The organism is Rhodococcus sp. GA1, assembly GCF_024321955.1.
Lineage (GTDB): Bacteria > Actinomycetota > Actinomycetes > Mycobacteriales > Mycobacteriaceae > Rhodococcus > Rhodococcus pyridinivorans.
Window position 1 is genome coordinate 2,524,838 of the sequence record NZ_CP097186.1, and the last position, 22,407, is coordinate 2,547,244.

At 68.5% G+C, this 22,407-nt stretch carries 19 protein-coding genes and 1 pseudogene; 12 read left to right on the forward strand and 8 right to left on the reverse strand.

Features of this window, described 5'->3' with window-relative positions; all coding sequences use genetic code 11:
* Positions 1–25 precede the first annotated feature (25 nt).
* From M3330_RS11830 to M3330_RS11855, 6 genes are all read left to right on the forward strand, one after another.
* Positions 26–1,480: a CCA tRNA nucleotidyltransferase gene (locus M3330_RS11830; protein ID WP_255024852.1), complete on the forward strand. Its 1,455-nt coding sequence runs from the start codon at positions 26–28 to the stop codon at positions 1,478–1,480.
* Positions 1,481–1,621: 141 nt separating this feature from the next.
* A complete protein-coding gene (locus M3330_RS11835) occupies positions 1,622–5,677 on the forward strand; it encodes a bifunctional nitrate reductase/sulfite reductase flavoprotein subunit alpha (RefSeq protein ID WP_255024853.1) in 4,056 nt (1,351 codons plus the stop codon).
* 64 nt (positions 5,678–5,741) lie between these two features.
* Complete coding sequence (locus M3330_RS11840; RefSeq protein WP_255024854.1) at positions 5,742–6,146, forward strand: molybdopterin-binding protein; 405 nt, start codon at positions 5,742–5,744, stop codon at positions 6,144–6,146.
* A complete protein-coding gene (gene modA / locus M3330_RS11845; protein ID WP_255024855.1) occupies positions 6,143–6,895 on the forward strand; it encodes a molybdate ABC transporter substrate-binding protein in 753 nt (250 codons plus the stop codon). The genes M3330_RS11840 and modA overlap by 4 nt, the downstream gene beginning before the upstream one ends.
* Entirely contained in the window at positions 6,892–7,677 is a 786-nt protein-coding gene (locus M3330_RS11850; protein WP_033098065.1) for an ABC transporter permease, read from the forward strand. The genes modA and M3330_RS11850 overlap by 4 nt, the downstream gene beginning before the upstream one ends.
* Positions 7,674–8,735: a sulfate/molybdate ABC transporter ATP-binding protein gene (locus M3330_RS11855; RefSeq protein WP_255024856.1), complete on the forward strand. Its 1,062-nt coding sequence runs from the start codon at positions 7,674–7,676 to the stop codon at positions 8,733–8,735. Before M3330_RS11850 ends, M3330_RS11855 begins: the two co-directional genes overlap by 4 nt.
* Before the next feature lie 3 nt (positions 8,736–8,738).
* Here M3330_RS11855 and M3330_RS11860 read toward each other — a convergent pair whose 3' ends face one another.
* Together M3330_RS11860 and M3330_RS11865 are read right to left on the reverse strand one after the other, a co-directional pair.
* Positions 8,739–10,031, reverse strand: a complete 1,293-nt coding sequence (locus tag M3330_RS11860; RefSeq protein ID WP_255024857.1) for an MFS transporter — start codon at positions 10,029–10,031, stop codon at positions 8,739–8,741.
* 10 nt (positions 10,032–10,041) lie between these two features.
* The gene (locus tag M3330_RS11865) at positions 10,042–10,989 is read right to left on the reverse strand and encodes an NAD-dependent epimerase/dehydratase family protein (protein ID WP_255024858.1); all 948 of its coding nucleotides are present in this window, start codon (positions 10,987–10,989) and stop codon (positions 10,042–10,044) included.
* Positions 10,990–11,155: 166 nt separating this feature from the next.
* On the opposite strand from M3330_RS11865, the gene M3330_RS11870 reads away from it, so the two are divergent.
* Together M3330_RS11870 and M3330_RS11875 are read left to right on the forward strand one after the other, a co-directional pair.
* Positions 11,156–11,824, forward strand: a complete 669-nt coding sequence (locus tag M3330_RS11870; protein ID WP_019290493.1) for a TetR/AcrR family transcriptional regulator — start codon at positions 11,156–11,158, stop codon at positions 11,822–11,824.
* A 13-nt stretch (positions 11,825–11,837) separates the two neighbouring features.
* Positions 11,838–12,455: a YqgE/AlgH family protein gene (locus tag M3330_RS11875; protein ID WP_019290494.1), complete on the forward strand. Its 618-nt coding sequence runs from the start codon at positions 11,838–11,840 to the stop codon at positions 12,453–12,455.
* Between the two features lie 25 nt (positions 12,456–12,480).
* Here M3330_RS11875 and M3330_RS11880 read toward each other — a convergent pair whose 3' ends face one another.
* Together M3330_RS11880 and M3330_RS11885 are read right to left on the reverse strand one after the other, a co-directional pair.
* Entirely contained in the window at positions 12,481–13,434 is a 954-nt protein-coding gene (locus M3330_RS11880; RefSeq protein ID WP_064256054.1) for a DUF1648 domain-containing protein, read from the reverse strand.
* A gap of 4 nt (positions 13,435–13,438) precedes the next feature.
* Positions 13,439–14,599, reverse strand: a complete 1,161-nt coding sequence (locus tag M3330_RS11885; protein WP_255024862.1) for a LuxR family transcriptional regulator — start codon at positions 14,597–14,599, stop codon at positions 13,439–13,441.
* 101 nt (positions 14,600–14,700) lie between these two features.
* Here M3330_RS11885 and M3330_RS11890 point away from each other — a divergent pair, with 101 nt between their 5' ends.
* On the forward strand, positions 14,701–15,354 hold the full coding sequence (locus tag M3330_RS11890) for a hemerythrin domain-containing protein (protein WP_006550878.1): 654 nt from the start codon (positions 14,701–14,703) through the stop codon (positions 15,352–15,354).
* A gap of 21 nt (positions 15,355–15,375) precedes the next feature.
* Here M3330_RS11890 and M3330_RS11895 read toward each other — a convergent pair whose 3' ends face one another.
* Positions 15,376–15,780, reverse strand: coding sequence for an SdpI family protein (locus M3330_RS11895; RefSeq protein WP_255024865.1), 405 nt, complete (start codon positions 15,778–15,780; stop codon positions 15,376–15,378).
* A 96-nt stretch (positions 15,781–15,876) separates the two neighbouring features.
* Here M3330_RS11895 and leuS point away from each other — a divergent pair, with 96 nt between their 5' ends.
* Positions 15,877–18,744, forward strand: a complete 2,868-nt coding sequence (gene leuS / locus M3330_RS11900) for a leucine--tRNA ligase (protein ID WP_006550876.1) — start codon at positions 15,877–15,879, stop codon at positions 18,742–18,744.
* A 68-nt stretch (positions 18,745–18,812) separates the two neighbouring features.
* On the opposite strand, the gene M3330_RS11905 is transcribed toward leuS, so the two are convergent.
* The 3 genes from M3330_RS11905 to M3330_RS11915 form a co-directional block, all read right to left on the reverse strand.
* Complete coding sequence (locus M3330_RS11905; protein WP_019290499.1) at positions 18,813–19,472, reverse strand: hypothetical protein; 660 nt, start codon at positions 19,470–19,472, stop codon at positions 18,813–18,815.
* 59 nt (positions 19,473–19,531) lie between these two features.
* A complete protein-coding gene (locus tag M3330_RS11910; protein ID WP_039584419.1) occupies positions 19,532–20,152 on the reverse strand; it encodes a general stress protein CsbD in 621 nt (206 codons plus the stop codon).
* A gap of 65 nt (positions 20,153–20,217) precedes the next feature.
* The gene (locus M3330_RS11915) at positions 20,218–21,045 is read right to left on the reverse strand and encodes an alpha/beta hydrolase (RefSeq protein ID WP_019290501.1); all 828 of its coding nucleotides are present in this window, start codon (positions 21,043–21,045) and stop codon (positions 20,218–20,220) included.
* Between the two features lie 144 nt (positions 21,046–21,189).
* Here M3330_RS11915 and M3330_RS11920 point away from each other — a divergent pair, with 144 nt between their 5' ends.
* Both M3330_RS11920 and M3330_RS11925 read left to right on the forward strand, forming a co-directional pair.
* A complete protein-coding gene (locus tag M3330_RS11920) occupies positions 21,190–21,573 on the forward strand; it encodes a nuclear transport factor 2 family protein (protein ID WP_006550872.1) in 384 nt (127 codons plus the stop codon).
* Positions 21,573–22,399: pseudogene (locus tag M3330_RS11925) on the forward strand (alpha/beta fold hydrolase). The gene M3330_RS11920 and the pseudogene M3330_RS11925 overlap by 1 nt, the downstream one beginning before the upstream one ends.
* Positions 22,400–22,407: the final 8 nt, after the last annotated feature.

Sequence of the window (22,407 nt, forward strand, 5' to 3'; positions counted from 1 at the left end):
GCGCTGCTCGGTAAGGTGCAAAGACGTGAACTCCCCCACCGCAGACACCGACCGTCGTACCCGGCTGCTCGCCGGAGCCGAGGCCACTCTGCGCGATCTGTCCGACATCCTCGCCCCGCTGGGGGCGCGATTCGCCGAAGCCGGACACGAGCTGTATCTCGTGGGGGGCAGCGTGCGCGACGCGGTGCTCGGTCGCCTCGGCACCGACCTCGACTTCACCACCGATGCGCGTCCGGAGGTCGTGCAGGAGCTGCTGCGCGGATTCGTCGACCACCAGTGGGACACGGGTATCGACTTCGGGACCATCAGTGCGGTGAAGGGACTCGAGCAACTCGAGATCACCACCTTCCGCAGCGACGCCTACGACCGTGTCACGCGTCACCCCATCGTGAAGTACGGCACGAGTCTCGAGGACGATCTCGTGCGCCGCGACTTCACCGTCAATGCGATGGCCGTGCGGATCGGACCGGACGGTGCGGGTGAGTTCGTCGACCCGCTCGGCGGCATGGACTCCCTGCTCGCCGGCGTGCTCGACACCCCGGCGAAGCCCGAGGACTCCTTCCACGACGATCCGCTGCGCATGCTGCGCGCGGCGCGGTTCGTCTCCCAGCTCGGCTTCGCCCTCACCGAGCGCGTGCACACCGCGATCGTCTCGATGGCCGACGAGATCCTGCGGATCAGCGCCGAGCGGGTGCAGGCCGAGCTCGACAAGCTGATCCTCGGCGACTATCCGATCGAGGGCATCGACACGATGGTCGAGACCGGTCTGGCGCAGCGGGTGATCCCCGAGATCCCCGCGATGAAGCTCGAGATCGACGAGCACCACCAGCACAAGGACGTGTACTGGCACTCGCTGACCGTCCTGAAGCAGGCCATCGACCTCGAGGACGGCGATCCCGATCTCGTCCTGCGGTGGGCCGCGCTGCTGCACGACATCGGCAAGCCCGGCACCAAACGCAACGAGCCGCAGGGCGGCGTCAGCTTCCACCACCACGAGGTGGTCGGAGCGAAGCTCGTGCGCAAGCGCATGCGCGCCCTCAAGTACTCGAAGCAGATGATCGAGGACGTCAGCCGTCTGGTCTTCCTGCACCTGCGCTTCCACGGCTACGGCAGGGGACAGTGGACGGATTCGGCCGTGCGCCGTTACGTGCACGACGCCGGGCCGCTGCTGCCGAAGCTCCACAAGCTGGTGCGCGCCGATTGCACGACCCGCAACAAGCGTCGGGCCGCCGCGCTGCAGGCCACCTACGACGGTCTCGAGGAACGGATCGAGCGCATCGCCGCCGAGGAGGATCTCGCCAAGGTCCGGCCCGACCTCGACGGCAACGCGATCATGGAACTGCTGGGTATCTCCGCAGGTCCGACGGTCGGCAAGGCGTGGAACTTCCTCAAGGAACTGCGGCTCGACCGCGGCCCGCTCGAGCGCGACGAGGCCGAGGCCGCGCTGCTCGAGTGGTGGGCACAGCAGCAGGAGGCCTGACTCCGAACGTCTGATCTCACATCGTCGTGACGGCGGCGTGAGCCAGATGTCACCGCGTGCTCACCGCGGGTGACGCCACCGCAACACCGCTTCTCCAGCATGGACACCGGCGTAGTCGAGACGGTGTCGAGGAGTTGCGGGATGCAGGACGAGATCACCACGGTGAAATCCACCTGCTCCTACTGCGGTGTGGGATGCGGGATGCTCCTCGACGTCGCCGTCGACCCGGAGACGGGTGACCGACGCGTGGTGAGGGCATACGGAGACAAGGATCACCCGACCAACAGGGGTCGGTTGTGCACGAAGGGCGCGACCAGCGCGGAGATGCTCGCGGCCGGGGGCCGGCTCGATACGGCGTGGATGCGTTCCGAGCGGGCGGCCGAGGTCGCCCCGCTCCCCTTCGACGATGCGATCGCCGAGACCGCGCGGCGCCTGAACGATATCGTCTCGGCCCACGGCTCCGACGCGGTGGCTCTCTACGTCTCGGGACAGATGTCGCTCGAGGCCCAGTATCTCGCGACGAAGCTCGCGAAGGGATACCTGCGCACCTCGCACATGGAATCGAACTCGAGACTGTGCATGGCCGGCGCCGCGACCGGGTACAAGCAGTCGCTCGGATCCGACGGCCCGCCCGGCTCGTACGAGGACTTCGACCGCGCCGACGTCTTCTTCGTGTCGGGTTCCAACATGGCCGACTGCCATCCCATTCTGTTCCTGCGCATGATGGATCGGGTCAAGGCGGGAGCGCGACTGATCGTCGTCGATCCGCGGCGCAGCGCGACCGCCGACAAGGCCGACCTGTTCCTGCAGATCGCGCCGGGCACCGACCTGGCGCTTCTCAACGGTCTGCTGCACCTGATCGTCGAGAACGGACACGTCGACCGCGACTTCGTCGAGAAGCACACCGACGGCTGGGACACGATGGAGTCCTTCCTCGCCGACTACCCACCGCACGTCGTCGCCGAAGTCACCGGCCTGGCCGAGGCCGACATCCGCACCGCGGCGCAGTGGATCGGCGAGGCCGGGGAGTGGATGAGTTGCTGGACGATGGGTCTGAACCAGAGCACCCACGGCACGTGGAACACCAACGCGATCTGCAATCTGCACCTCGCGACCGGGGCGATCTCCCGCACCGGCAGCGGGCCGTTCTCCCTCACCGGCCAGCCCAACGCGATGGGCGGCCGCGAGATGGGATACATGGGACCGGGTCTGCCCGGTCAGCGCAGTGTCCTCTCCGACGACGACCGCGCGTTCGTCGAAGATCGCTGGTCGCTGCCGCGCGGCACGCTGCGCACCGAGGGCGGCGCCGGCACCGTCGACATGTTCGAGCGCATGGCCGCCGGAGAGATCAAGGCGTGCTGGATCATCTGCACCAATCCCGTGGCGTCGATCGCGAATCGGAGCACCGTTCTCGAGGCACTCGGGAAGGCCGAGCTGGTGATCGTGCAGGACGTCTATCGCGAGACCGAAACCGCTTCGTACGCAGACGTTCTCCTACCTGCGGCTCTGTGGGCCGAATCCGAGTATGTCACCGTCGGATCCGACCGCACCGTCAATCTTCTACAGCAGGCCGTCGAACCCGTCGGTGAGTCGCTGCCCGACTGGGAGATCATCGCGCGGGTCGCGCAGGAGATGGGTTTCGGCGACGCCTTCGACTATTCGAGTGCCGAGGAAATCTTCGAGGAGATCACCGGATTCGCGAATCCGCAGACCGGCTACGACCTGCGCGGCATGACCTACGACCGACTGCGGGAAGGGCCCGTGCAGTGGCCGTGCCCGCCGGAGTCGGCCGCGACACGGCACCCCGTCCGCTATCTCAACGACGGGACGAGCCGGACCCCGGTGGTGCGCGAGGACGGTTCCCGTCCGCGACTGGCGTTCGCGACCCCAGACGGCCGCGCTCGTTTCTTCCCTCGCCCGCACATGCCCGCCGCGGAAATGCCGGACGACGACCACCCCTTCGTCCTGAACACCGGACGCGTCCCGCACCAGTGGCACACCCTCACCAAGACCGGGAAGGTCGAGAAACTCACCAAACTGAATCCCGGACCGTTCGTCGAGATCAATCCCGATGATGCACAGCGACTGTCGATCGTCGATGGCGACCGGGTCGAGATCGCATCGCGGCGCGGCCGGGCCGTGCTGCCGGCCGTCGTCACCGACCGGGTGCTGCCCGGGAACTGCTTCGCGCCCTTCCACTGGAACGACCTCTTCGGCGACGATCTCGCCATCAACGCCGTGACGAACGACGCCGTCGACCCGGCATCTCTGCAGCCCGAATTCAAGGTCTGCGCCGTGTCGGTGGAGAAGGTCGCGGGTGCGGTCGAACCGGTGCTCGAGAGCGGTTCGGTGCTCGACCGTCTCGAGTCTGCGCTGGGACTCGGGACGATTCCCGCACCCACCTTCGACGACGCCGAACGAGGTTATCTCGCAGGTCTTCTCGCCGGACTCAGGACGGCGGAGATCACTGCCGCGCCGACCCTTCCGCCGACCGCGCCGTTCCCGGCCGACAAGCGGGTATGGGTCGACGGACTGCTCGCCGGGATGTACGCGCACTCGGCCCCGGTTCCCGACGCGACGTCCACCGAGGCGGTGCCGGACGGGCCGGTCGTCGTGGTGGCCTGGGCGTCGCAGACGGGCAACGCCGAATCCTTCGCGGCGAGTTGCGCACAACGGCTCCGCGATGCCGGTCGGGCCGTGCGGCTGAGGGGGCTGAACGAACTCGACGTCGCCGCGCTGGCCGACATCGACGACCTCGTGGTCGTCACGAGCACCTTCGGCGACGGCGACCCACCCGACAACGGCGGGTCGTTCTGGCGGTCGCTCGCGGCGGACACCGCGCCCGAACTGAGCGGAACGCGTTACGCAGTAATGGCTTTCGGAGATTCGAGCTACGACGATTTCTGCGGCTTCGGGCGCCGTGTCGATGACCGTCTGAGCACTCTCGGTGCGACCCGCCTGGCCGAGCGCGTCGACTGCGAACCCGGAGAGGACGAGCGCGCGCAGAACTGGCTCGACGCCCTCGTACCGCTGCTGGGAGGCTCGACGACCCCGGTCGCATCGGCTGCTCCCGCAGCCCCTGCCTATACCCGCAACTCGCCGCTCGTCACCCGGATCACCCGCAACATCGCACTGAGCGGTGCGGGTTCGGCGAAGGACGTACGTCAGTTCGGATTCGAGATCTTCGATCCAGCATTCGAATACGAGGCCGGCGACGCACTCGGGGTGATGCCGACGAACGGCCCGGAGGCCGTCGACGAATGGCTGCAGGTCACCGCCCTCGACCCGGAGACCGCCGTCGAACTCGGCGACCGTCCTACCGTGCCGCTGCGCGAGGCCGCGACCCGTCACCTCGACATCACCCGGGTGACACCGGAACTGCTCCGGTTCGTGCAGAAGCAGAGCGGCAGTGCCGAACTCGCGAAACTCCTGCGACCGGGCAACAAGATCGAGCTGCAGCAGTGGCTGTACGGGAGGCAGGCGATGGACGTCATCGCCGAGTACCCGTTCAAGGCGCCCTGGGACGAATGGAAGGACCTCCTCGGCCGTCTGCGTCCGCGCCTGTACTCGATCTCGTCGAGCCCGAAGACGAACCCGCGCGAGGTACAACTGACGGTGTCGGTGGTGCGCTACGAATTCGAGGGTCGATCCCGGGCGGGCGTGTGCTCGTCGTTCCTCGCGGATCACAGCAAGGGTGTGGACATCCCGATCTTCGTGCAGCGCAACGAGCACTTCCGGCCACCGGCACCCGAGACCGACATGATCATGGTCGGTCCCGGTACGGGCATCGCACCGTTCCGCGGTTTCCTCCACGACCGTCGCGAGGCCGGGCACACGGGCCGCAACTGGTTGTTCTTCGGCGACCAGCGATCCGAGACCGACTATCTCTACCGCGACGAGATCGAGTCGATGCACGCCGACGGTTTCCTCACCGAGCTGGGACTGTCCTTCTCCCGCGACCAGCGGCAGAAGATCTACGTGCAGGACCGGATGCGCGAGCATGGTGCGCAGGTGTGGAAGTGGCTGCAGAACGGTGCCCACTTCTATGTGTGCGGCGACGCCGGACGTATGGCGAAGGACGTCGACGCGGCCCTGCGCGAGGTGGTGCAGGCACACGGACGGCTCGACCGCGACGCCGCCGCGGCGTACGTCGAGCAGATGGCCGCCGACAAGCGGTACGTCCGCGACGTCTACTGATCTGCTTGCCGGTCCGCAGATGCGGATATAACGTAGCGTTCATGACGCATCTGCGGAGACACGCGTGACCGCCCTCCGGATCCGCGACGCCGCGTCGCTGCTGGGGGTCAGCGACGACACGGTCCGTCGCTGGATCGACCAGGGGCTGCTGCGCGCCGGCAAGGATTCCGCCGGACGCAAGACAGTCGACGGTCGCGAGCTGGCGGAGTTCGCCCGCGCTCAGGCCGACGCCGGTCCCGATCCGCTCGGGGTGGGCAGCTCCGCTCGCAATCGCTTCGTCGGGCTGGTCACGCGCGTCGTCTCCGACACCGTCATGTCGCAGGTGGAGATGCAGTGCGGTCCGCACCGCATCGTCTCGCTCATGAGCACCGAGGCCGTGAACGAACTCGGTCTCGAGCCGGGCAGCATCGGGGTGGCCGTCGTCAAGGCGACCACCGTCATCGTCGAGACATCCGGAGGGGACGGATGAGGCGCCGGGCGCTCGCCGCGTTCGCTGCCGGTCTCACCGCTGCGGCACTGACGTCGTGCGGCACCGGCGGTGGCTCGGATGTCCTCACCGTCTATGCGGCGGCCTCGCTCCGGGCGCCGTTCACCGAGATCGCCGAACGATTCGAGGAGGCGAACCCCGGAGTGACGGTGGAATTCTCGTTCGCCGGCTCGTCCGATCTCGAGACCCAACTCGAGCAGGGGGCACCCGCCGACGTCTTCGCCTCCGCCGACACCCGGACGATGGACACCGCCGTCGCGGCCGGACTCGTTGCCGGTGAGCCGATCCCGTTCGCGACCAACACGCTCACGATCGTCACCGAACCGGGGAACCCGAAGAACGTCACCTCGTTCGACGATCTCACCGGCGACGGTCTCTCGGTGGTCGTGTGCGCGCCCCAGGTGCCGTGCGGGGCGGCCACCGAGCGACTCGAGGAGACCGCCGGTGTCGAGCTCGCGCCGGTGTCCGAGGAATCGTCGGTGACCGACGTGCTCGGCAAGGTCACCTCCGGTCAGGCCGACGCCGGTCTGGTCTACGTCACGGACGCGAGGGGGGCCGGCGAGAAGGTCACCGTCGTCCCCGTCCCGGAAGCCGCGGAGATCGTCAACATCTATCCCGTTGCACCATTGTCGAATTCCCGAAATCCCGGTCGCGCCGACGCCTTCGTGCGCTTCGTCACCGGCACGGGCGGTCGTGCCGTCCTGGCCGACGCAGGATTCGGTGCACCGTGACCGCGACGGGACTGCCCCGGTGGTTGTTCGTTCCCGCGGCACTCGGGTTGCTGTTCGTCGTCGTGCCCCTGGTGTCGATGCTGCTCACCGTCGACTGGACGACCTTCCCCTCGCTGGTGACATCCCCGGCGTCCCTCGACGCGCTCGTCCTGAGCCTGCGTACCTCCGCGGCCGCCACGATCCTGTGCATCCTGCTCGGCGTTCCTCTCGCAATGGTGCTGGCGCGCAGTAGCTTCCGGTGGATATCGGTGATCCGCGGGTTCGTCCTGCTGCCGCTCGTGCTGCCCCCGGTCGTGGGCGGTATCGCCCTGCTCTACACCTTCGGTCGTCGCGGACTGATCGGTGAGCACCTCGATGCGCTCGGGATCCACATCGCCTTCACCACCACCGCGGTCGTGCTCGCGCAGACCTTCGTCGCACTGCCCTTCCTCGTCACGAGTCTCGAAGGTGCGCTGCGCAGTGCGGGTTCACGCTACGAGGACGTCGCGGCGACACTCGGTGCGCGTCCCACGACGGTCTTCCGGCGCATCACCCTGCCCCTCGTGCTGCCCGGCCTGGTCTCCGGTTCGGTACTCGCATTCGCCCGCGCACTGGGCGAATTCGGCGCGACCCTCACCTTCGCCGGCAGCCTCCAGGGTGTGACGCGCACGCTGCCGCTCGAGATCTATCTGCAGCGGGAAACCGATCCCGATGCCGCCGTCGCGCTGTCGCTCGTGTTGATCCTGGTGGCCGTCGTGATCGTCGTGGCCGTGTACTCGCGGCGGAAGGACCGCCCGCTGTGAGCCTGACGGTGCGGGCCCGGGTCGCCGCACGCGACGTCGACGTCGACCTCGAGGTCGCGCAGGGTGAGATCGTCGCGGTGCTCGGCCCCAACGGAGCCGGCAAGTCGACGCTGCTGGGAGTGGTCTCCGGTCTGCTGCGTCCCGATGCGGGTCGCGTGGAACTCGACGGTCGCGTCCTCACCGATACCGCGACCGGCGTCACCGTCGCTCCGCACGACCGGTCGGTGGTGCTGCTCGCCCAGCAGGCGCTGCTCTTCCCGCACCTGACGGTCGCGGACAACGTCGAGTTCGCACCGCGCAGTGCGGGTGCGGGTCGGCGTGAGGCCCGTGTGCGCGCCGAGAGGTGGCTGCAGGAGGTCGATGCCGCAGCACTCGCCGATCGTCGTCCGCACGAGTTATCGGGTGGGCAGGCGCAACGGGTCGCACTCGCACGTGCCCTCGCGGCCGAACCGCACCTGCTGTTGCTCGACGAGCCGATGGCCGCGCTCGACGTCACCGCGACACCGGTGTTGCGGTCGTTGCTGCGACGCGTCCTGCGCGACAGTGGACGCACGGGCCTGCTCGTCACCCACGACCCGCTCGACGTGCTCGCTCTCGCCGATCGGGTGATCGTGATCGAGGCCGGGCGGATCGTCGAGGACGGGCCGGTGCGCGGGGTGCTGACCCGGCCGCGCAGTGCCTTCGCCGCCCGCATCGCGGGGAGCAATCTCGTCACCGGCATCGTGCGAGCTGAGGCGCTGGAATCCGCGGACGGTCTCGTCCACGGCCGCGTCCACGACGACTGCGTCCCGGGTACGGCCGCCGTCGCCGTCTTCGCGCCGTCGGCGGTCGCCGTCTACACCGAGGCCCCGCACGGGAGCCCGCGCAACGCCCTGAGGGTGAGGATCGCGGAACTCGAGGCGCAGGGTTCGTCGGTGCTCGTGCGATCGGATACGGGTATCGCCGCGGAGATCACGACGGCGGCACTCGCCGACCTCGACGTCCATCCGGGTGACTCCGTATGGTTCGTCGTCAAGGCCACGGAGGTGGGGATCCATCCGGCCGCGCTGCGCACGTGATCGCTACTGCCGCGTGCGGCGCACGACGAGCACGGCGACGAGCCCGATCAGGTAGACGACCCCACCTGCGACGGCCAGCTCGGGTGTGCGTCCGTCGGGGTCGATGACGAAGGCCGCCACGACGATCGCGCCGAGGAAGGCGATGTTGAAGACGGTGTCCTGCAGCGCGAAGACCTGACCTCGGCGCGCGTCGTCGATATCGATCTGCATCGCGGCGTCGCCGGTGAGTTTGATGGTCTGACCGGCGAGGCCGAGCAGAAAGGCCGCGACGAGCAACGGTCCGGCCGACACGGTGGTGACGAACGCGAACTGCACGATCGCGGCGGCGATCAACCCGACGGTGACGGTGCACGGCCGGCCCAGCCGCGGGATCAGGATCGGTGCGAGCACCGCTGCGAGGAGCATGCCGGTGGCGGTGCAGGCGACCGCGACACCGAATCCGGAGAATCCCGCGAGCAGGTCGGAGCCATTCTCCTCGGCACGCAGGACGAGCACCATGATGAGCGTGTCGATGCCGAACACGATGCGGTGCGCGCCGATTCCGAGCATCGCGATCGTCACGCCAGGAGCTTCGAGGACGGCTCCTGCACCGGTCCGCAGACCCGACAGGACGGTGGGGATCACGGCCCGGGGACGTATTCCCTCGGGGCCGAGGGCATTCGCGGCGAATCCCGCTGCGGCGACCGCACCGACGAGCGAACCGCTCACTCCGAGGAGGACGGCCGTCCCGGAGCCAGTGTCGCCCGCGCCCACGAATCCTATGGTCGCGACCGCCGTGGCGGCCCCGACCGCCGAGACACCCGAACCGACCGTCGCCAGAACGGAATTGACCGGGACGAGCCACGACTGGGCGACCACGTGTGGGAGCGAGGCCGAGACGCCCGCCAGGACGAATCTGCTCACACCGATGGCGGCGAGCGCGAGCAGCATGAGTGGGGTCTGCGGTCCCCCGAGGAGCAACACGGCCGCCGCTGCCGCGATGAACACTCCGCGGAGCAGGTTGGCCCAGACGAGGACGAGGCGCCGGTCCCACCGGTCGAGCAGGGCGCCGGCGAACGGACCGATCACCGAGTACGGCAACAGCAGCACCGCGAAGCCTGCCGCGATCGTCACCGGGTCGGTGTGACGTTCGGGGTTGAACAGGATCGCCCCGCCGAGTGCGGCCTGGAACAGTCCGTCACCGAACTGGCTCGCGAACCGCACTCCGGTCAGTCGTACGAGACCCGGCGAGTTCCGCAGGGCGGTTGCGGTCGATCGCCACGCCCGCTGCCTGGACTGCTGCCCGGAGTCTCGCACAAGCACGACACTATCGGCTCCGCCACCATTCGACGGTGCGGGCGGCCGCCTCGTCGAGCGGGGTGGGCGACAGGCCGAGTACCTGTTCGGTGCGGGTCGAGTCCATGACGAACGGGGCATCGAACTGGTAGAGCATCTCGGCGAATTCCTTCATGTCCCGGTTCACGTGGCCGCCGGCCCGCACCAGCCAGGACGGGATCGTCCCCACCGCGGGCGCGGGCAGGCCGGCCGTCCGCGTGAAGGCGGTGGCGATCTCGCGCTGTGCCACGGCCGGTCCGGTGGGTGCGTGGATCACGGTGTTCCACACGGTCGGCTCCCCCGCTGCCGCGATCATCGCCGCGGCCAGGTCGGGAACGTAGGTGAACGAATGCGGGACGTCGGCCGAGCCGAGCACCCGCACCTTCTTCCCGGCGAGCACGGTGGGCACCATGCGTTCGCCGGCCATCGCGTTCAGTACCCGCGGACCGAAGAAGTCCGACGCGACCACGCTCACCGTCGGTGCGCGATGCGCTGCCCGGGCGGCGAGGAGCTGCCGTCGGACCCCGCGCTTGCCGGTGTCGGCCTCGCGGGGCGAGTCCTCGGTCATGACCCGGTCGGGTTCGCTGTACGAGTAGAGGCTCTCGGGGAAGACGACGACCGTCTTCTCCGACAGGTTCGCGGCGGCGTCGAGAACGACCCGCTCGGCGACGGGGAGTTCGCGTGCCCACACGTCGGCGCGGTAGGCCGACCCGTGGACGCACATGTACACCGCGTCGGCAACAAGTCCGTCTTCGTCGACGAGTGCTGCGGCCACGGCCTCGGGATCCGTGACGTCGACACGCAGGCGTTCGATGCCCGCGCCTTCCGGTCCACTGCCCGATCGGGTGAGAACGCGCACGCGATGTCCTTGTGCGGCAATCTGTTCGGCGACGGTCCAGCCGACGGGTCCGGCTCCTGCGACCACCTGGAGATGCGACATGATTCCTCGCTTCGGAAAAGTGTGAGCACTGCTCTCTGATGACGTCGACGATCCTCCGTGCAGCCGTGCTTGTCAAGAGCAGTGCTCTCATTTGTTGACGGTGCTCTCTGTTCGACGGCAGAATGGTCCGGTGACGACACCACGGGCGCGCGCACGCGCACAGACGATGGCCGACATCCTCCGGATCGGCCGCGAGCATCTCGGCACCCACGGAGCGGCGGCGCTGTCGCTGCGTGCCGTCGCCCGAGACCTGGGCGTCGTCTCCTCCGCCGTCTACCGCTACGTCTCGAGCCGCGACGAGCTGCTCACCCTGCTCGTCGTCGACGCCTACGACGAACTCGGCGACAGTGTCGACCGTGCCGTCGACGCAGTCGACCCCTCCGATCACCGCGAACGGTTTCTCACCCTCGGCCGGGCGGTGCGCTCGTGGGCGCTGGCCGAACCGGCCCGCTACGGGTTGCTGTTCGGCAGTCCGGTGCCCGGTTACGCTGCCCCGGCCGAGCGCACCACCGCACCCGGTATCCGCGTGGTCCTGCGACTGGCCCGGATCGTGGACGAGGCCCACGCCGCGGGTGTATTGGACGACACGGCCGCTGCCCCACCTCCGGAGAGCCTGGGGGAACCGCTGGGCCGGATCCGGGACGAGTTCTCCCTCACGGCCCCGGATTCCGTACTGGCACGCGGTCTCTGGGTGTGGCCGTCGTTGTTCGGGTCCGTGAGCTTCGAGGTCTTCGGGCAGTACGGCCCCGACACTTTTCCGGACCGCGAGGTCCTGTTCGAACATCATCTCGCCCTGTTGGCACAGACCGTCGGGTTCCACCCCACGCGCCGGTGACGGCGGTGACAGAATGGCTGACGTGGCGCAGCATCAGGACGAACCCGAGGACCGCACCGCACCCTCGACACCCAGGGTGCGGGCCGGAAGCCTGCTCGTCTCCGCCACCGATCTCACCGAGCCGACCTTCCGCCGCACCGTCGTCTACATCATCGAGCACACCGATGCCGGCAGCTTCGGTGTCGTCCTGAACCGCATCAGCGACACCTCCGTCGACGCCATGCTGCCGCAATGGTCGTGGCTCGCCGCCGAACCGAAGACCCTGTTCGTAGGCGGTCCCGTCCACCGCAGTTCGGCGCTGTGCCTCGGCACGCTGCGGGTGGGGGCCGACATCACCGACGTCCCCGGCATCCGCCACGTCGACGGCCGAGTGGTGATGATCGACCTCGATGTCGATCCCGGGCACATCGCCCACTACGTCGAGGGTGTGCGGATCTTCGCGGGATACGCGGGGTGGAGCGCAGGTCAGCTCGACGGCGAACTACGCAACGACGACTGGATGGTGGTCTCGGCACTGCCCACCGATGTGCTCGCCCCCGCGCACCTCGACGTGTGGGCGAGGGTGCTGCGCCGGCAGCCGCTGCCGATGGCGTTGCTCGCGACGCACCCCATCGAGGTCGAGCGCAACTGAGCCCCCCTCGGGCGACCGGGACCGGTCAGCGGGCGTCGGCGAGAGTGTTGAGCGCGCCGGCCATCTCCTCGGCCCTCGTTGCGGTCACGGTGAATTCGTGTCCCGAGGCCGTGGTCACCACGACGGCAGGCCCGGTGCGCGTGACCAGGCCGTACCGCTTGCCGCCCTTGGCCCGCAGGCCCCAGCCGCCCCAGTCCTGGAACGGGCGGGTCTCGGTGACCTTCGCCCCGACGATCTCGTCGAGGTCGTATCCGAGCGCGTCGGTGGCCAGATTCGACACCCGGATCCCGTCCGCGTCGACCACCACGGTGTAGCGGAGCAGACCCAGCACGAGCAGAGCGACGGGCGCGATCAAACCCAGCGGCCACCAGCTCTGCGTCGCACCGCACACGACGAGCGCGGGGATCAGGACGAGCAGCGACAGTCCCGCCGTCGTGCCCACACCGGTGCCCACCTGCTCGACGATCGGCAGTTCGGCACGACCGCGCGGCAGCGCCGGATCCGGAGCGGCGGTCGCCGCCTTCCGCTCCCGACCGTCGCGCAGGAGCCGTCCCCCGAACCAGCCCACCGCGATACCCACCCACATGCCGAGCACCGCCGGCCAGCCCTCCAACGCGGCCTGCGTGGCGTCGGTCGTGTCGAGCTGCCCCGCGAGACCGGCCAGGAACAGTGCGGTGATCGTGCCGGTGACCCCGAGACCGATCGCGAGCATGTAGCGACGCATGAGCAGTTGCGCCTGCGCGATCGCGGCGATCGCGCAGCACCCTCCCCCGACGAGCACGATCAGCAGGGCGGCGGTCCACGCCGAGGTCATGGGTGGTCCGAACGAATCGGGTGTCGTGCCCGACCAGTGCGTGGCGATCTCCTCGGGCAATCGTGGGATCCACGAGCGGGTGAGCACGAGTACGGCCACGGCACACAGCAACGGAACGGCCAGTCCGAGCAGCGCACCGACGGGGTCGACCTGACGCGTCGTCATGGGGTCAGCTTAGGGTGCGGGCCTCCACCGGCGCCGTCCTCGTTCCGCTCTCGTCGAACCATCCGTCGGGTCGCAGGTCGCCACCGAACCGGGGCATGTACTCGGTACACGCGAGTCGCGAGACGAGGCTGCGCCGGCTGTTCACACCGGTCTTTGTGAAGATGTTCTTCAGGTGGTCCTGCACGGTGTACGGGCTGATGAACAACCGACTCGCGATCTCGTTGCGAGACCGTCCGGCGAGCACTTCGACGAGTACTTCCGATTCGCGTGGCGTCAGACCGTAGGCGGCGGTGACCAGGGCGACGATCTCGGGCAGGCGTGCCCGCTCGAAGGTCATGACGACGCGGCCGGTCTCGTCGAAGATCGCGGCGCGCAGTACGAGCCATTCGCCGTCGAGGGTGCGGACACGCACATCCGCGGGCACGGGTCGTGTTCTACGGACCTGACGGGCGATCACATGCGCCGGTCCGGGGCGCCCCCGAGCGGGACTCTCCCAGCCGAGGCGTTCGAAGAAGATCATCGCTGCGGCAGTGACGGAATCGAATTCGTCGTCCGCCCCGATTACCACCACGGCCGGACCCGAGCATTCGCAGGCGGTGCCCTCGACGACCGTGTTCCGTGTTCGTGCGGATGCGTGCCGGATCAACGTGGTGCGGAATCCGTTCGCGATGTCGTCGAGAACGTCGTCGAGCATCGTGAGTTCGGCGTCGGAGAAACCTCGGCCCGACGCGCGGAGCAGATCACCGACACCCCAGCACCGACGGTCTCCGCCCCGGAAGACCAGCTGCACTTCGTGTCCCATGCCCAGATGCGACACGAGTTCGAGATACCGCCTGTTGCCGTATCCCGGTCCGCGGCCGGAGGGTTCTTCGAGCCGCCGCACTCCGGACCGGTGCTGCATGAGCGCGTAGAGGCTGTCCGGATCGAGGTCCGGACCGTACTCGAACTCGATCGACAATCGGAGTACCTCGGCCGGGTCGTCGAGGCCGCGGGTGGTGAAGCCGGTGGGAACCCCGACGGCCGGGTCCACGGGTGCGACACAACCACCGTCGTACGGAATGAAAGCGCCGAGCACATCCATCACGAACTCGCGAAACTGCGCCCCGTCCGCAGCCGCGGATGCTGCGTCGTGGATGCCTGCCCTCAACCGCTGTGCAGAGCGCATATCCCGAAGTATCCCCCTCGAATGTGGGATTGAGAACACCTCACGCGGCGACGAGGCTCCATGGACACGGGGACATTCATCCGGAAGTCGAGGTACCCGCCATGACCACCACTCACGCCACGCCGTTGTCCGCCGAGGATCTGGAGGTCGTGCATCTGATCCACTCCGCTCTACGCCGGGACACCGAACGTCTCGCCGACTTCGCGCAGAAGTGGCGGACCGCCGATCCCGGCACGCACGATGCGCTGCTCCTTGGCTGGCACGGATTCAGCACCGAACTGCACACGCACCACTCCGTCGAGGACGTCTACGTCTGGCCGTTCATGCGGCCACGCCTCGCACACGATGCGGGGGCGATGGAGGTGCTCGATGCGATGGAGGCCGAGCATTCCGTGATCGACCCGGCGTTGGCGGAGATCGAGGCTGTGCTCGACGACCGGGAGACGGCGACCGAGCGGCTCGGCGGTCTGCTCGACGGTCTCGTCACGTCGCTGGGTGCTCACCTCGCGCACGAGGAACGGGACGCCTTCCCGCTGATCGAACAATCCATCACCAAGGAGGAATGGCACGACATCTCGATGCGGGCGTTCGCGCAACTGGACAAGCGCGAGGTCTCCGAAATGCTGCCCTACCTCTTCGAGGGAGCACCGAAGGACCGCGTGGCCGTCGTGCTGAAGAGTCTCCCGGTACCGGTGCGGGTGCTCAACCGGTTCTGGTGGACACCGCGCTACGCACGGGAGCGCCGCTGGGCGTGAGGACTGCCGGTGGGAGGACCGTCAGGCGGTCGGCTCGCACGCCCCGCGCAGGCTGCACGCCCCGCACGAGGTACCGCAGCCGGCTGTCTCCTCCGGCTTCGTCGCCGCAGCGACCCGCGCTGCGACGGATCCGCCGGCTCCGGCGGTGATCAGGGCGGCCACCACGGTGACGACGACTGCGATGATCCCGGCGACGGTGGGCAGCGTCAGCGACGCGACACCACCGAGGGCGAGGAGCACCGCGGACCCGAGCATGCTGGGTGCGGCAACCTTGTTGGCCAGGGCGAACGCCGCGTCGTCACGCAGCGCGTCGGGGGTGCGCACACCGGCCCAGCGGTTGCGCGGGAGCTTGCCGGTCAGTGCCGCGACACCCACCGCGCCGACGACGAGAGCGAGCACGAAGAGCAGGACAGCGACGATGAGCACCCGACCAGGATACGCGGCCGGTGGTGCCACCGGTCTGCGCGGGTGCGGGCACGTTCTACCCTGGTGGGAGCACTCACACGCCCGGCCGAGTAGATAGTGATCACCGTGACCCGTCCCGAACAGACCTCCCAGCACGAACCCGGCAGCACTCCGCAGCATCGGTACACCGCCGAGCTCGCGGGGCGGATCGAGCAGCGCTGGCAGGAGCTCTGGCGCGAGCGCGGCACCTTCCACGCCCCCAATCCGGTGGGCGATCTCGCCGGCGAGGTGCCCTCCGACAAGCTGTTCGTGCAGGACATGTTCCCGTACCCCTCGGGCTCGGGCCTGCACGTGGGGCACCCGCTCGGGTACATCGCCACCGACGTGTATGCGCGCTTCAACCGCATGCAGGGCCGCAACGTGCTGCACACCCTCGGTTACGACGCCTTCGGTCTGCCGGCCGAGCAGTACGCCGTGCAGACGGGCACGCACCCGCGCACGACCACCGAGGCCAACATCGGGAACATGAAGCGGCAGCTCTCCCGGCTCGGTCTCGGGCACGACGAGCGTCGCTCGGTCGCGACGACCGACGTCGACTTCTACCGCTGGACGCAGTGGATCTTCCTGACGATCTACAACGCCTGGTACGACCGCGAGGCCGGCCGGGCGCGTCGCATCTCCGAACTCGAGGCCGAATTCGCCGACGGCACGCGTCGTCTCGAGGACGGACGCGACTGGGCGTCGCTGTCGGAGGGTGAGCGCGCCGACGTCATCGACTCGTACCGCTTGGTCTACCGGTCGGATTCGCTCGTCAACTGGTGCCCGGGTCTGGGCACGGTGCTCGCCAACGAGGAGGTCACGGCCGACGGCCGCTCCGAGCGCGGCAACTTCCCGGTCTTCCGGAAGAACCTGCGCCAGTGGATGATGCGGATCACCGCCTACTCCGACCGCCTGATCGACGATCTCGAGCATCTGGACTGGACCGACAAGGTCAAGTCCATGCAGCGCAACTGGATCGGGCGCTCGCACGGCGCCCAGGTGAAGTTCGCCGTCGCCGACCACGATTCGGCGATCGAGGTGTTCACCACCCGGCCCGACACCCTGTTCGGTGCCAGCTACGTGACCCTCGCTCCCGAGCACGAACTCGTCGACCGGATCGTCGCCGCGTCCTGGCCCGAGGGCGTCGACCAGCGCTGGACCGGTGGCGCCGCCGATCCGGCTGCCGCGGTCGCGGCCTACCGCGCGTCGATCGCCGCGAAGTCCGATCTCGAGCGGCAGGAGTCGAAGGAGAAGACCGGTGTCTTCCTCGGCGCCTACGCCGTGAACCCGGTCAACGGCGAGCGACTGCCGATCTTCATCGCCGACTACGTCCTCACCGGCTACGGTACCGGCGCGATCATGGCCGTTCCCGGCCACGACCAGCGCGACTGGGAGTTCGCGACCGCCTTCGGTCTGCCCATCCGCGAGGTCATCTCCGGCGGCGACGTCACCGCCGAGGCGTACACCGGCGACGGTGTGCTGGTGAACTCCGGCCTGCTCGACGGTCTCGACGTCGCCGAGGCGAAGAAGACGATCGTCGCGAAGCTCGAGGCGGACGGCGCCGGACGCGGCACCATCCAGTACAAGCTGCGCGACTGGCTGTTCGCGCGGCAGCGGTACTGGGGCGAGCCCTTCCCGATCGTCTACGACGAGCAGGGACGCGCCCATGCTCTGCCCGAATCCGCTCTGCCCGTGGAACTTCCCGAGGTGGAGGATTACGCGCCGGTCTCCTTCGATCCGGACGACGCCGATTCCGAACCGTCCCCGCCGCTCGCGAAGGCGGTGGATTGGATGAACGTCGAGCTCGATCTCGGCGACGGCCTGAAGCGCTACACGCGCGACACCAACGTGATGCCGCAGTGGGCCGGCAGCTCGTGGTACCAGCTGCGCTACATCGACCCCACCAACTCGGAAGCCTTCTGTGACAAGGAGAACGAGGCGTACTGGACCGGCCCGCGGCCGGAACTGCACGGCCCGAACGACCCGGGTGGCGTCGATCTCTACGTCGGCGGTGTCGAGCACGCGGTGCTGCACCTGCTGTACGCGCGGTTCTGGCACAAGGTGCTCTTCGACCTCGGGTACGTCACCTCCTCGGAGCCGTACCGTCGCCTGTTCAACCAGGGTTACATCCAGGCCTACGCCTACACCGACTCGCGCGGCGTGTACGTGCCGGCCGAGGAGGTCGTCGAGCGCGACGGCACGTTCTACTGGACCGGCCCGGACGGTGAGCAGGAGGTCGCTCGCGAGTACGGGAAGATGGGCAAGTCGCTCAAGAACTCCGTCAGCCCCGACCAGATCTTCGACGAGTACGGCGCCGACACCCTGCGCGTCTACGAGATGTCGATGGGCCCGCTCGACCAGTCGCGTCCGTGGGCGACCAAGGACGTCGTCGGCGCGCACCGCTTCCTGCAGCGCGTGTGGCGTCTCGTCGTCGAGGAGGAGGGTGGCGCGCTGCGCGTCACCGACGACACCCCCGGCGACGACACGCTGCGGGCGCTCAACAAGACGGTCGCGGGTGTGTCGGACGACTTCACCCACCTGCGCGACAACACGGCGATCGCCAAGCTCATCGAGTACACGAACCACCTGACGAAGCAGTACCCGTCGGGTGCGCCGCGCAGCGCCGTCGAACCGCTCGTGCTCATGCTCGGCCCGGTCGCCCCGCACCTCGCCGAGGAGATGTGGTCGCGTCTCGGACACACCGAATCGCTTGCGCACGGCCCGTTCCCGGTCGCCGACGAGAAGTGGCTCGTCGAGGACAGCGTCGAGTACCCGATCCAGGTCAACGGCAAGGTGCGCAGCCGCATCACCGTCCCGGCCGACGCCGCACCCCACGCGATCGAGGCCGCCGCGCTCGTGGACGAGAAGATCGCCGACCTGCTCGGCGGTGCCGCACCGCGCAAGGTGATCGTGGTTCCCGGCAAGATGGTCAATGTCGTGAAGTAGCAACCGCTTACGACGGACGAGACCCCGGTGCACAGGATGCACCGGGGTCTCGTCGACTACAACCGGGATCAGGGGTGCTTGTGTTCGATCTTCTCGAACTCGGCGACCTCGCCCGCATCGTGCGCGCGCTCCTCCGCTTCCTTCGCCTCGAGCTGCTTGGCGACGGCATCCTTGAGGGAGACCTTGGCGGGCTCGGCGGCCTCCTGCTCGGCCTTGCGGATGCGCTCCTCGTCCTTCTTCTTCGCGGTCTCGGCGGCCTGGCGCTTCGCGGCGGCCTCCTGGTCGGCCTTCGCGGTCTCGGCGGCCTTCTTCTGCTCGGCCTCCTTCTCCGCCTGCTTCGCGCGTTCCTGCGCACGCTCCCGGGCCTGCTCGACTTCGTTCTCGCGGTCGCGTCGCGCGGCTTCCTGCTGGGCAGCGGCACGTTCACGCGTTCGACGGAGTTCGGCGTCTGCCGCGCGCTTCTCGGCCGCGGCCTGCGCGTCGAGTTTCTCCGCGCGCTTCACCGCCTCGGCGCGTTCGGTGGCGAGCGCCCCGCGGGTGGCGATCTCCTGGTCGTCGAGCACGCTGCCGACGATGCCGTCCAGCATGCCCAGCCCCCGCTCGTACATCAGGCGCGGCGGGGCGTCGGTGGGCAGGAACCGCAACTGCTGCTCGATCAATCCCAGTGGGAAGCGGGCGATCTTGTACTGCAGTCGCAGAACGCTCTTGGGTAGAGTGGCGAGGTTCATGGGCGCATCTCCAACTTCGATGGGGGTACAGCTCCGGTAGGGAATGTCGGTGGTGTTCGTCAGCGATCCGGCTCGTCGGTCAGCGTGCGTTCGAGGGCTTCGGCCTTGCGGCGTTCCTCTTCGGCCTGGAGGCGTGCACGTTCGGCGTCGTGGGAGGCTCGTCGGTGGTCCTCGTCGGCGGCCGCGACCTCTGCGGCGGCATCCGTGACCTGCTCGTTCTCCTCGCGACGTGCCTGTTGTTCGGCGGCTGTGGCCTCACGAGCGGCGTCGGATCGCCCTCGGACGATGTTCTCCTGATGTTCGAGGTCGGCGGCCTGTTTGCGGACCCGTGCCTCCCGCTCGGCCTGCGACTCGACGGCGTCGGTCCGCTGCTGCACGGCCTCGCGTTCCTGTTGTCCGGCCTCGCGGACGGCGTCGAGCTGTTCGACCGCCTCGTCGCTCTCGGCCTCGGCCATGTGCGAGAGGGTGTCGGCCTTCCTGGTCTGCCGAGCCTGCTCCTGCTCGAGACGGCCTTCGGTGGTGAGGGAATCGTTGCCGGTCAGAGCGCCGGCGACCTCCTTCGCCTTACCGACCACGGTCCGCTTCAACCCGAGGCGTGCCTTGTCGGCCGGACCGGGGCGAGCCCTGTCGGATGCACCAGGGCGAGCCCTGTCGGATGTGTTGTCTTCGACCACGGTCATCTCCTTCCGTACGGGACACGAAGGGGACGGCCCCCATGGCTTGGGGTAGCCAGACGCGGTCGGCTTCAATCCTCGAGAGTCTCGAGAGGGTGGATGTGCGCGCCGACGAAGTCGACGACATCGCCCAGGACCTCGTCCCGATTCGTCTCGTTGAAGATCTCGTGCCGCGCTTCGGGATAGGTCTTCGACGACGCCCCGCGACCTGCCAGCGACGACCATCCGGTGGCGGTGCCGTCGAGGGGAACCAGTCGATCGTCCTCGCCGTGCAACCACAACACGGGCACGTCGTCGACGGCACCGGCGGCGGTGATCGTGTCGATGCAGGTCTTCAGCGCCTGCACGGTGGTGCGCTTGAACGGGCCGTGCCAGACGAGCGGGTCGGCCACGTAGGCGCGACCCACCTCGGGATCACGGGAGAGGGTGGACGGATCGATGGGGGTATCGGGGATCTCCTCGGCCGTGAGCAGGGCGTCGACGGCCGCCCACCTGCCGAGGACCGGGCCGGACAGGACGACCGCGGCCAGTTCCGAGCCGTATCGCTGCGCGTACCGGGCGGCGATCATGCCACCCATCGAGTGTCCGACGAGCACGACCGGCAGGTCGGGATGCTCGCGTCGCGCCGTGAGATCGAGCAGACGGAAATCGTCGACCACCTTCTCGAAGTCGTCGATCAGGACGCGTTCGCCGTCGCTGAGACCGTGACCGATGTGGTCCACCGCGTAGACGGCGGCGCCGTCGGCGACGAGGTGCGCGGCCACATACTCGTAGCGTCCGCAGTGCTCGCCGTAACCGTGGCACAACAACGCCACGTAGCGCGGGGCCTCGCCGACCCACGTGCGGGCTGCGAGAGCACCGGCGTGTCCGTCGAGGGTGAAGGCGACAGCGTCGATCATCGGGTCTCCGATCGTTCCGGGTGATGGCGATGTCATCGTCCTCCGGCGCGGGGGTCTTCCGAGTGGGAATCGCGAGTGCATCCGCGGATCCGGCCCACTACCGTCGAATTGAAACGTGTTCCCGATTCGAACGAAGGAGACCCCATGGCACCGAGTCGGGACGCGATCCGCACCACCGTCGAGAACTACGTGAAGTCCGTGGCCTCCGGCACCGTCGACGATGTCCTCGCGCTGTACGCACCGGGCGCTACGGTCGAGGATCCGGTCGGCACGCCGGTCCGCGCCACCGAGGCCGAGATCCGCGAGTTCTACGGAGTGGTCGAACCGCTCGCGCAGACCGGTGAGGTGATAACCCTCAAGATCGCGGAGAACAACGCCGCATTCGTGTTCCGCCTGGTCACGCACCTGGGTGAGCAGGATCTGGTCATGGAGGTCGTCGACGTGATGACCTTCGACGACGACGCGAGGATCACGAGCATGAGGGCGTTCTGGAGCCAGGAGGACATGCAGACCGTCCCCGCCTCCTGATGGACAGCCTCATCGTCGAGGTCGATGGTTTCACGTGGAACATCGACGATCGGGGCGACGGACCCGCGGTCGTCATGTGCCACGGCTTCCCCGGCCTGGGGTATAGCTACCGGCACCAGCTCGCGGCGCTCGTCGCCGCCGGATACCGTGCCGTCGCCCCCGACATGCCCGGCTACGGCCGCACCGGCCGGCCCCGGGAGGTCGAGGAGTACACGAACGTCGCGGTCACCGATCGCCTCGTCCGGCTGCTCGACGTCCTCGGCATCGACAGCGCGGTCGTCGTCGGTCACGACTTCGGTGCGCCCGTCGCATGGACGACGGCGCTGCGACATCCGGACCGCGTCGCCGGTCCGGCGGATACCGCTATCGCGACGCATGGTCGCATCCGTCCGAGAGACGCGGATATCTCGACGTGCTGCCCACCGCTCCCGACCTGCCGTGGGATTGGCTCGCCGACGACGAACTCGCCCACTACGCGGCCGAGTTCGCCCGCACCGGATTCCGCGGAGGCCTGTCCTGGTACCGCGCCTACGACGCGAACTGGGAGGCGTCGCGTCCCTACGAGGGTGCGAAAGTGCAGGTACCGACGCTGTTCGTGGCCGGCGACCGGGATCCGGTCATCGCGATGTCGGGACCGTCGGCGCTCGAACGGATGCGTGATTTCGTCCCCGATCTGCGCGGCGTCCACCTGCTCGAGGGCGCGGGGCATTTCGTGCAGATGGAACGTCGCGACGAGGTGAACGAGCTTCTCCTGAGCTTCGTCTCCGGGATCCGGATACCGACGAGAACCGCCGAACAGCACTTTCACCGGCGATCATCGACCTAGCATGACGG

Coding starts and splice junctions, on each gene's coding strand:
- M3330_RS11905 (WP_019290499.1), bottom strand. CDS start 19,472: ATGAACCTCGCCACTCTACCCAAGAGCGTTCTGCGACTGCAGTACAAG.
- M3330_RS11880 (WP_064256054.1), bottom strand. CDS start 13,434: ATGACGACGCGTCAGGTCGACCCCGTCGGTGCGCTGCTCGGACTGGCC.
- M3330_RS11835 (WP_255024853.1), top strand. CDS start 1,622: ATGCAGGACGAGATCACCACGGTGAAATCCACCTGCTCCTACTGCGGT.
- M3330_RS11910 (WP_039584419.1), bottom strand. CDS start 20,152: ATGACCGTGGTCGAAGACAACACATCCGACAGGGCTCGCCCTGGTGCA.
- M3330_RS11870 (WP_019290493.1), top strand. CDS start 11,156: ATGGCCGACATCCTCCGGATCGGCCGCGAGCATCTCGGCACCCACGGA.
- M3330_RS11875 (WP_019290494.1), top strand. CDS start 11,838: ATGGCTGACGTGGCGCAGCATCAGGACGAACCCGAGGACCGCACCGCA.
- M3330_RS11885 (WP_255024862.1), bottom strand. CDS start 14,599: ATGCGCTCTGCACAGCGGTTGAGGGCAGGCATCCACGACGCAGCATCC.
- M3330_RS11865 (WP_255024858.1), bottom strand. CDS start 10,989: ATGTCGCATCTCCAGGTGGTCGCAGGAGCCGGACCCGTCGGCTGGACC.
- modA (WP_255024855.1), top strand. CDS start 6,143: ATGAGGCGCCGGGCGCTCGCCGCGTTCGCTGCCGGTCTCACCGCTGCG.
- M3330_RS11920 (WP_006550872.1), top strand. CDS start 21,190: ATGGCACCGAGTCGGGACGCGATCCGCACCACCGTCGAGAACTACGTG.
- M3330_RS11915 (WP_019290501.1), bottom strand. CDS start 21,045: ATGATCGACGCTGTCGCCTTCACCCTCGACGGACACGCCGGTGCTCTC.
- M3330_RS11890 (WP_006550878.1), top strand. CDS start 14,701: ATGACCACCACTCACGCCACGCCGTTGTCCGCCGAGGATCTGGAGGTC.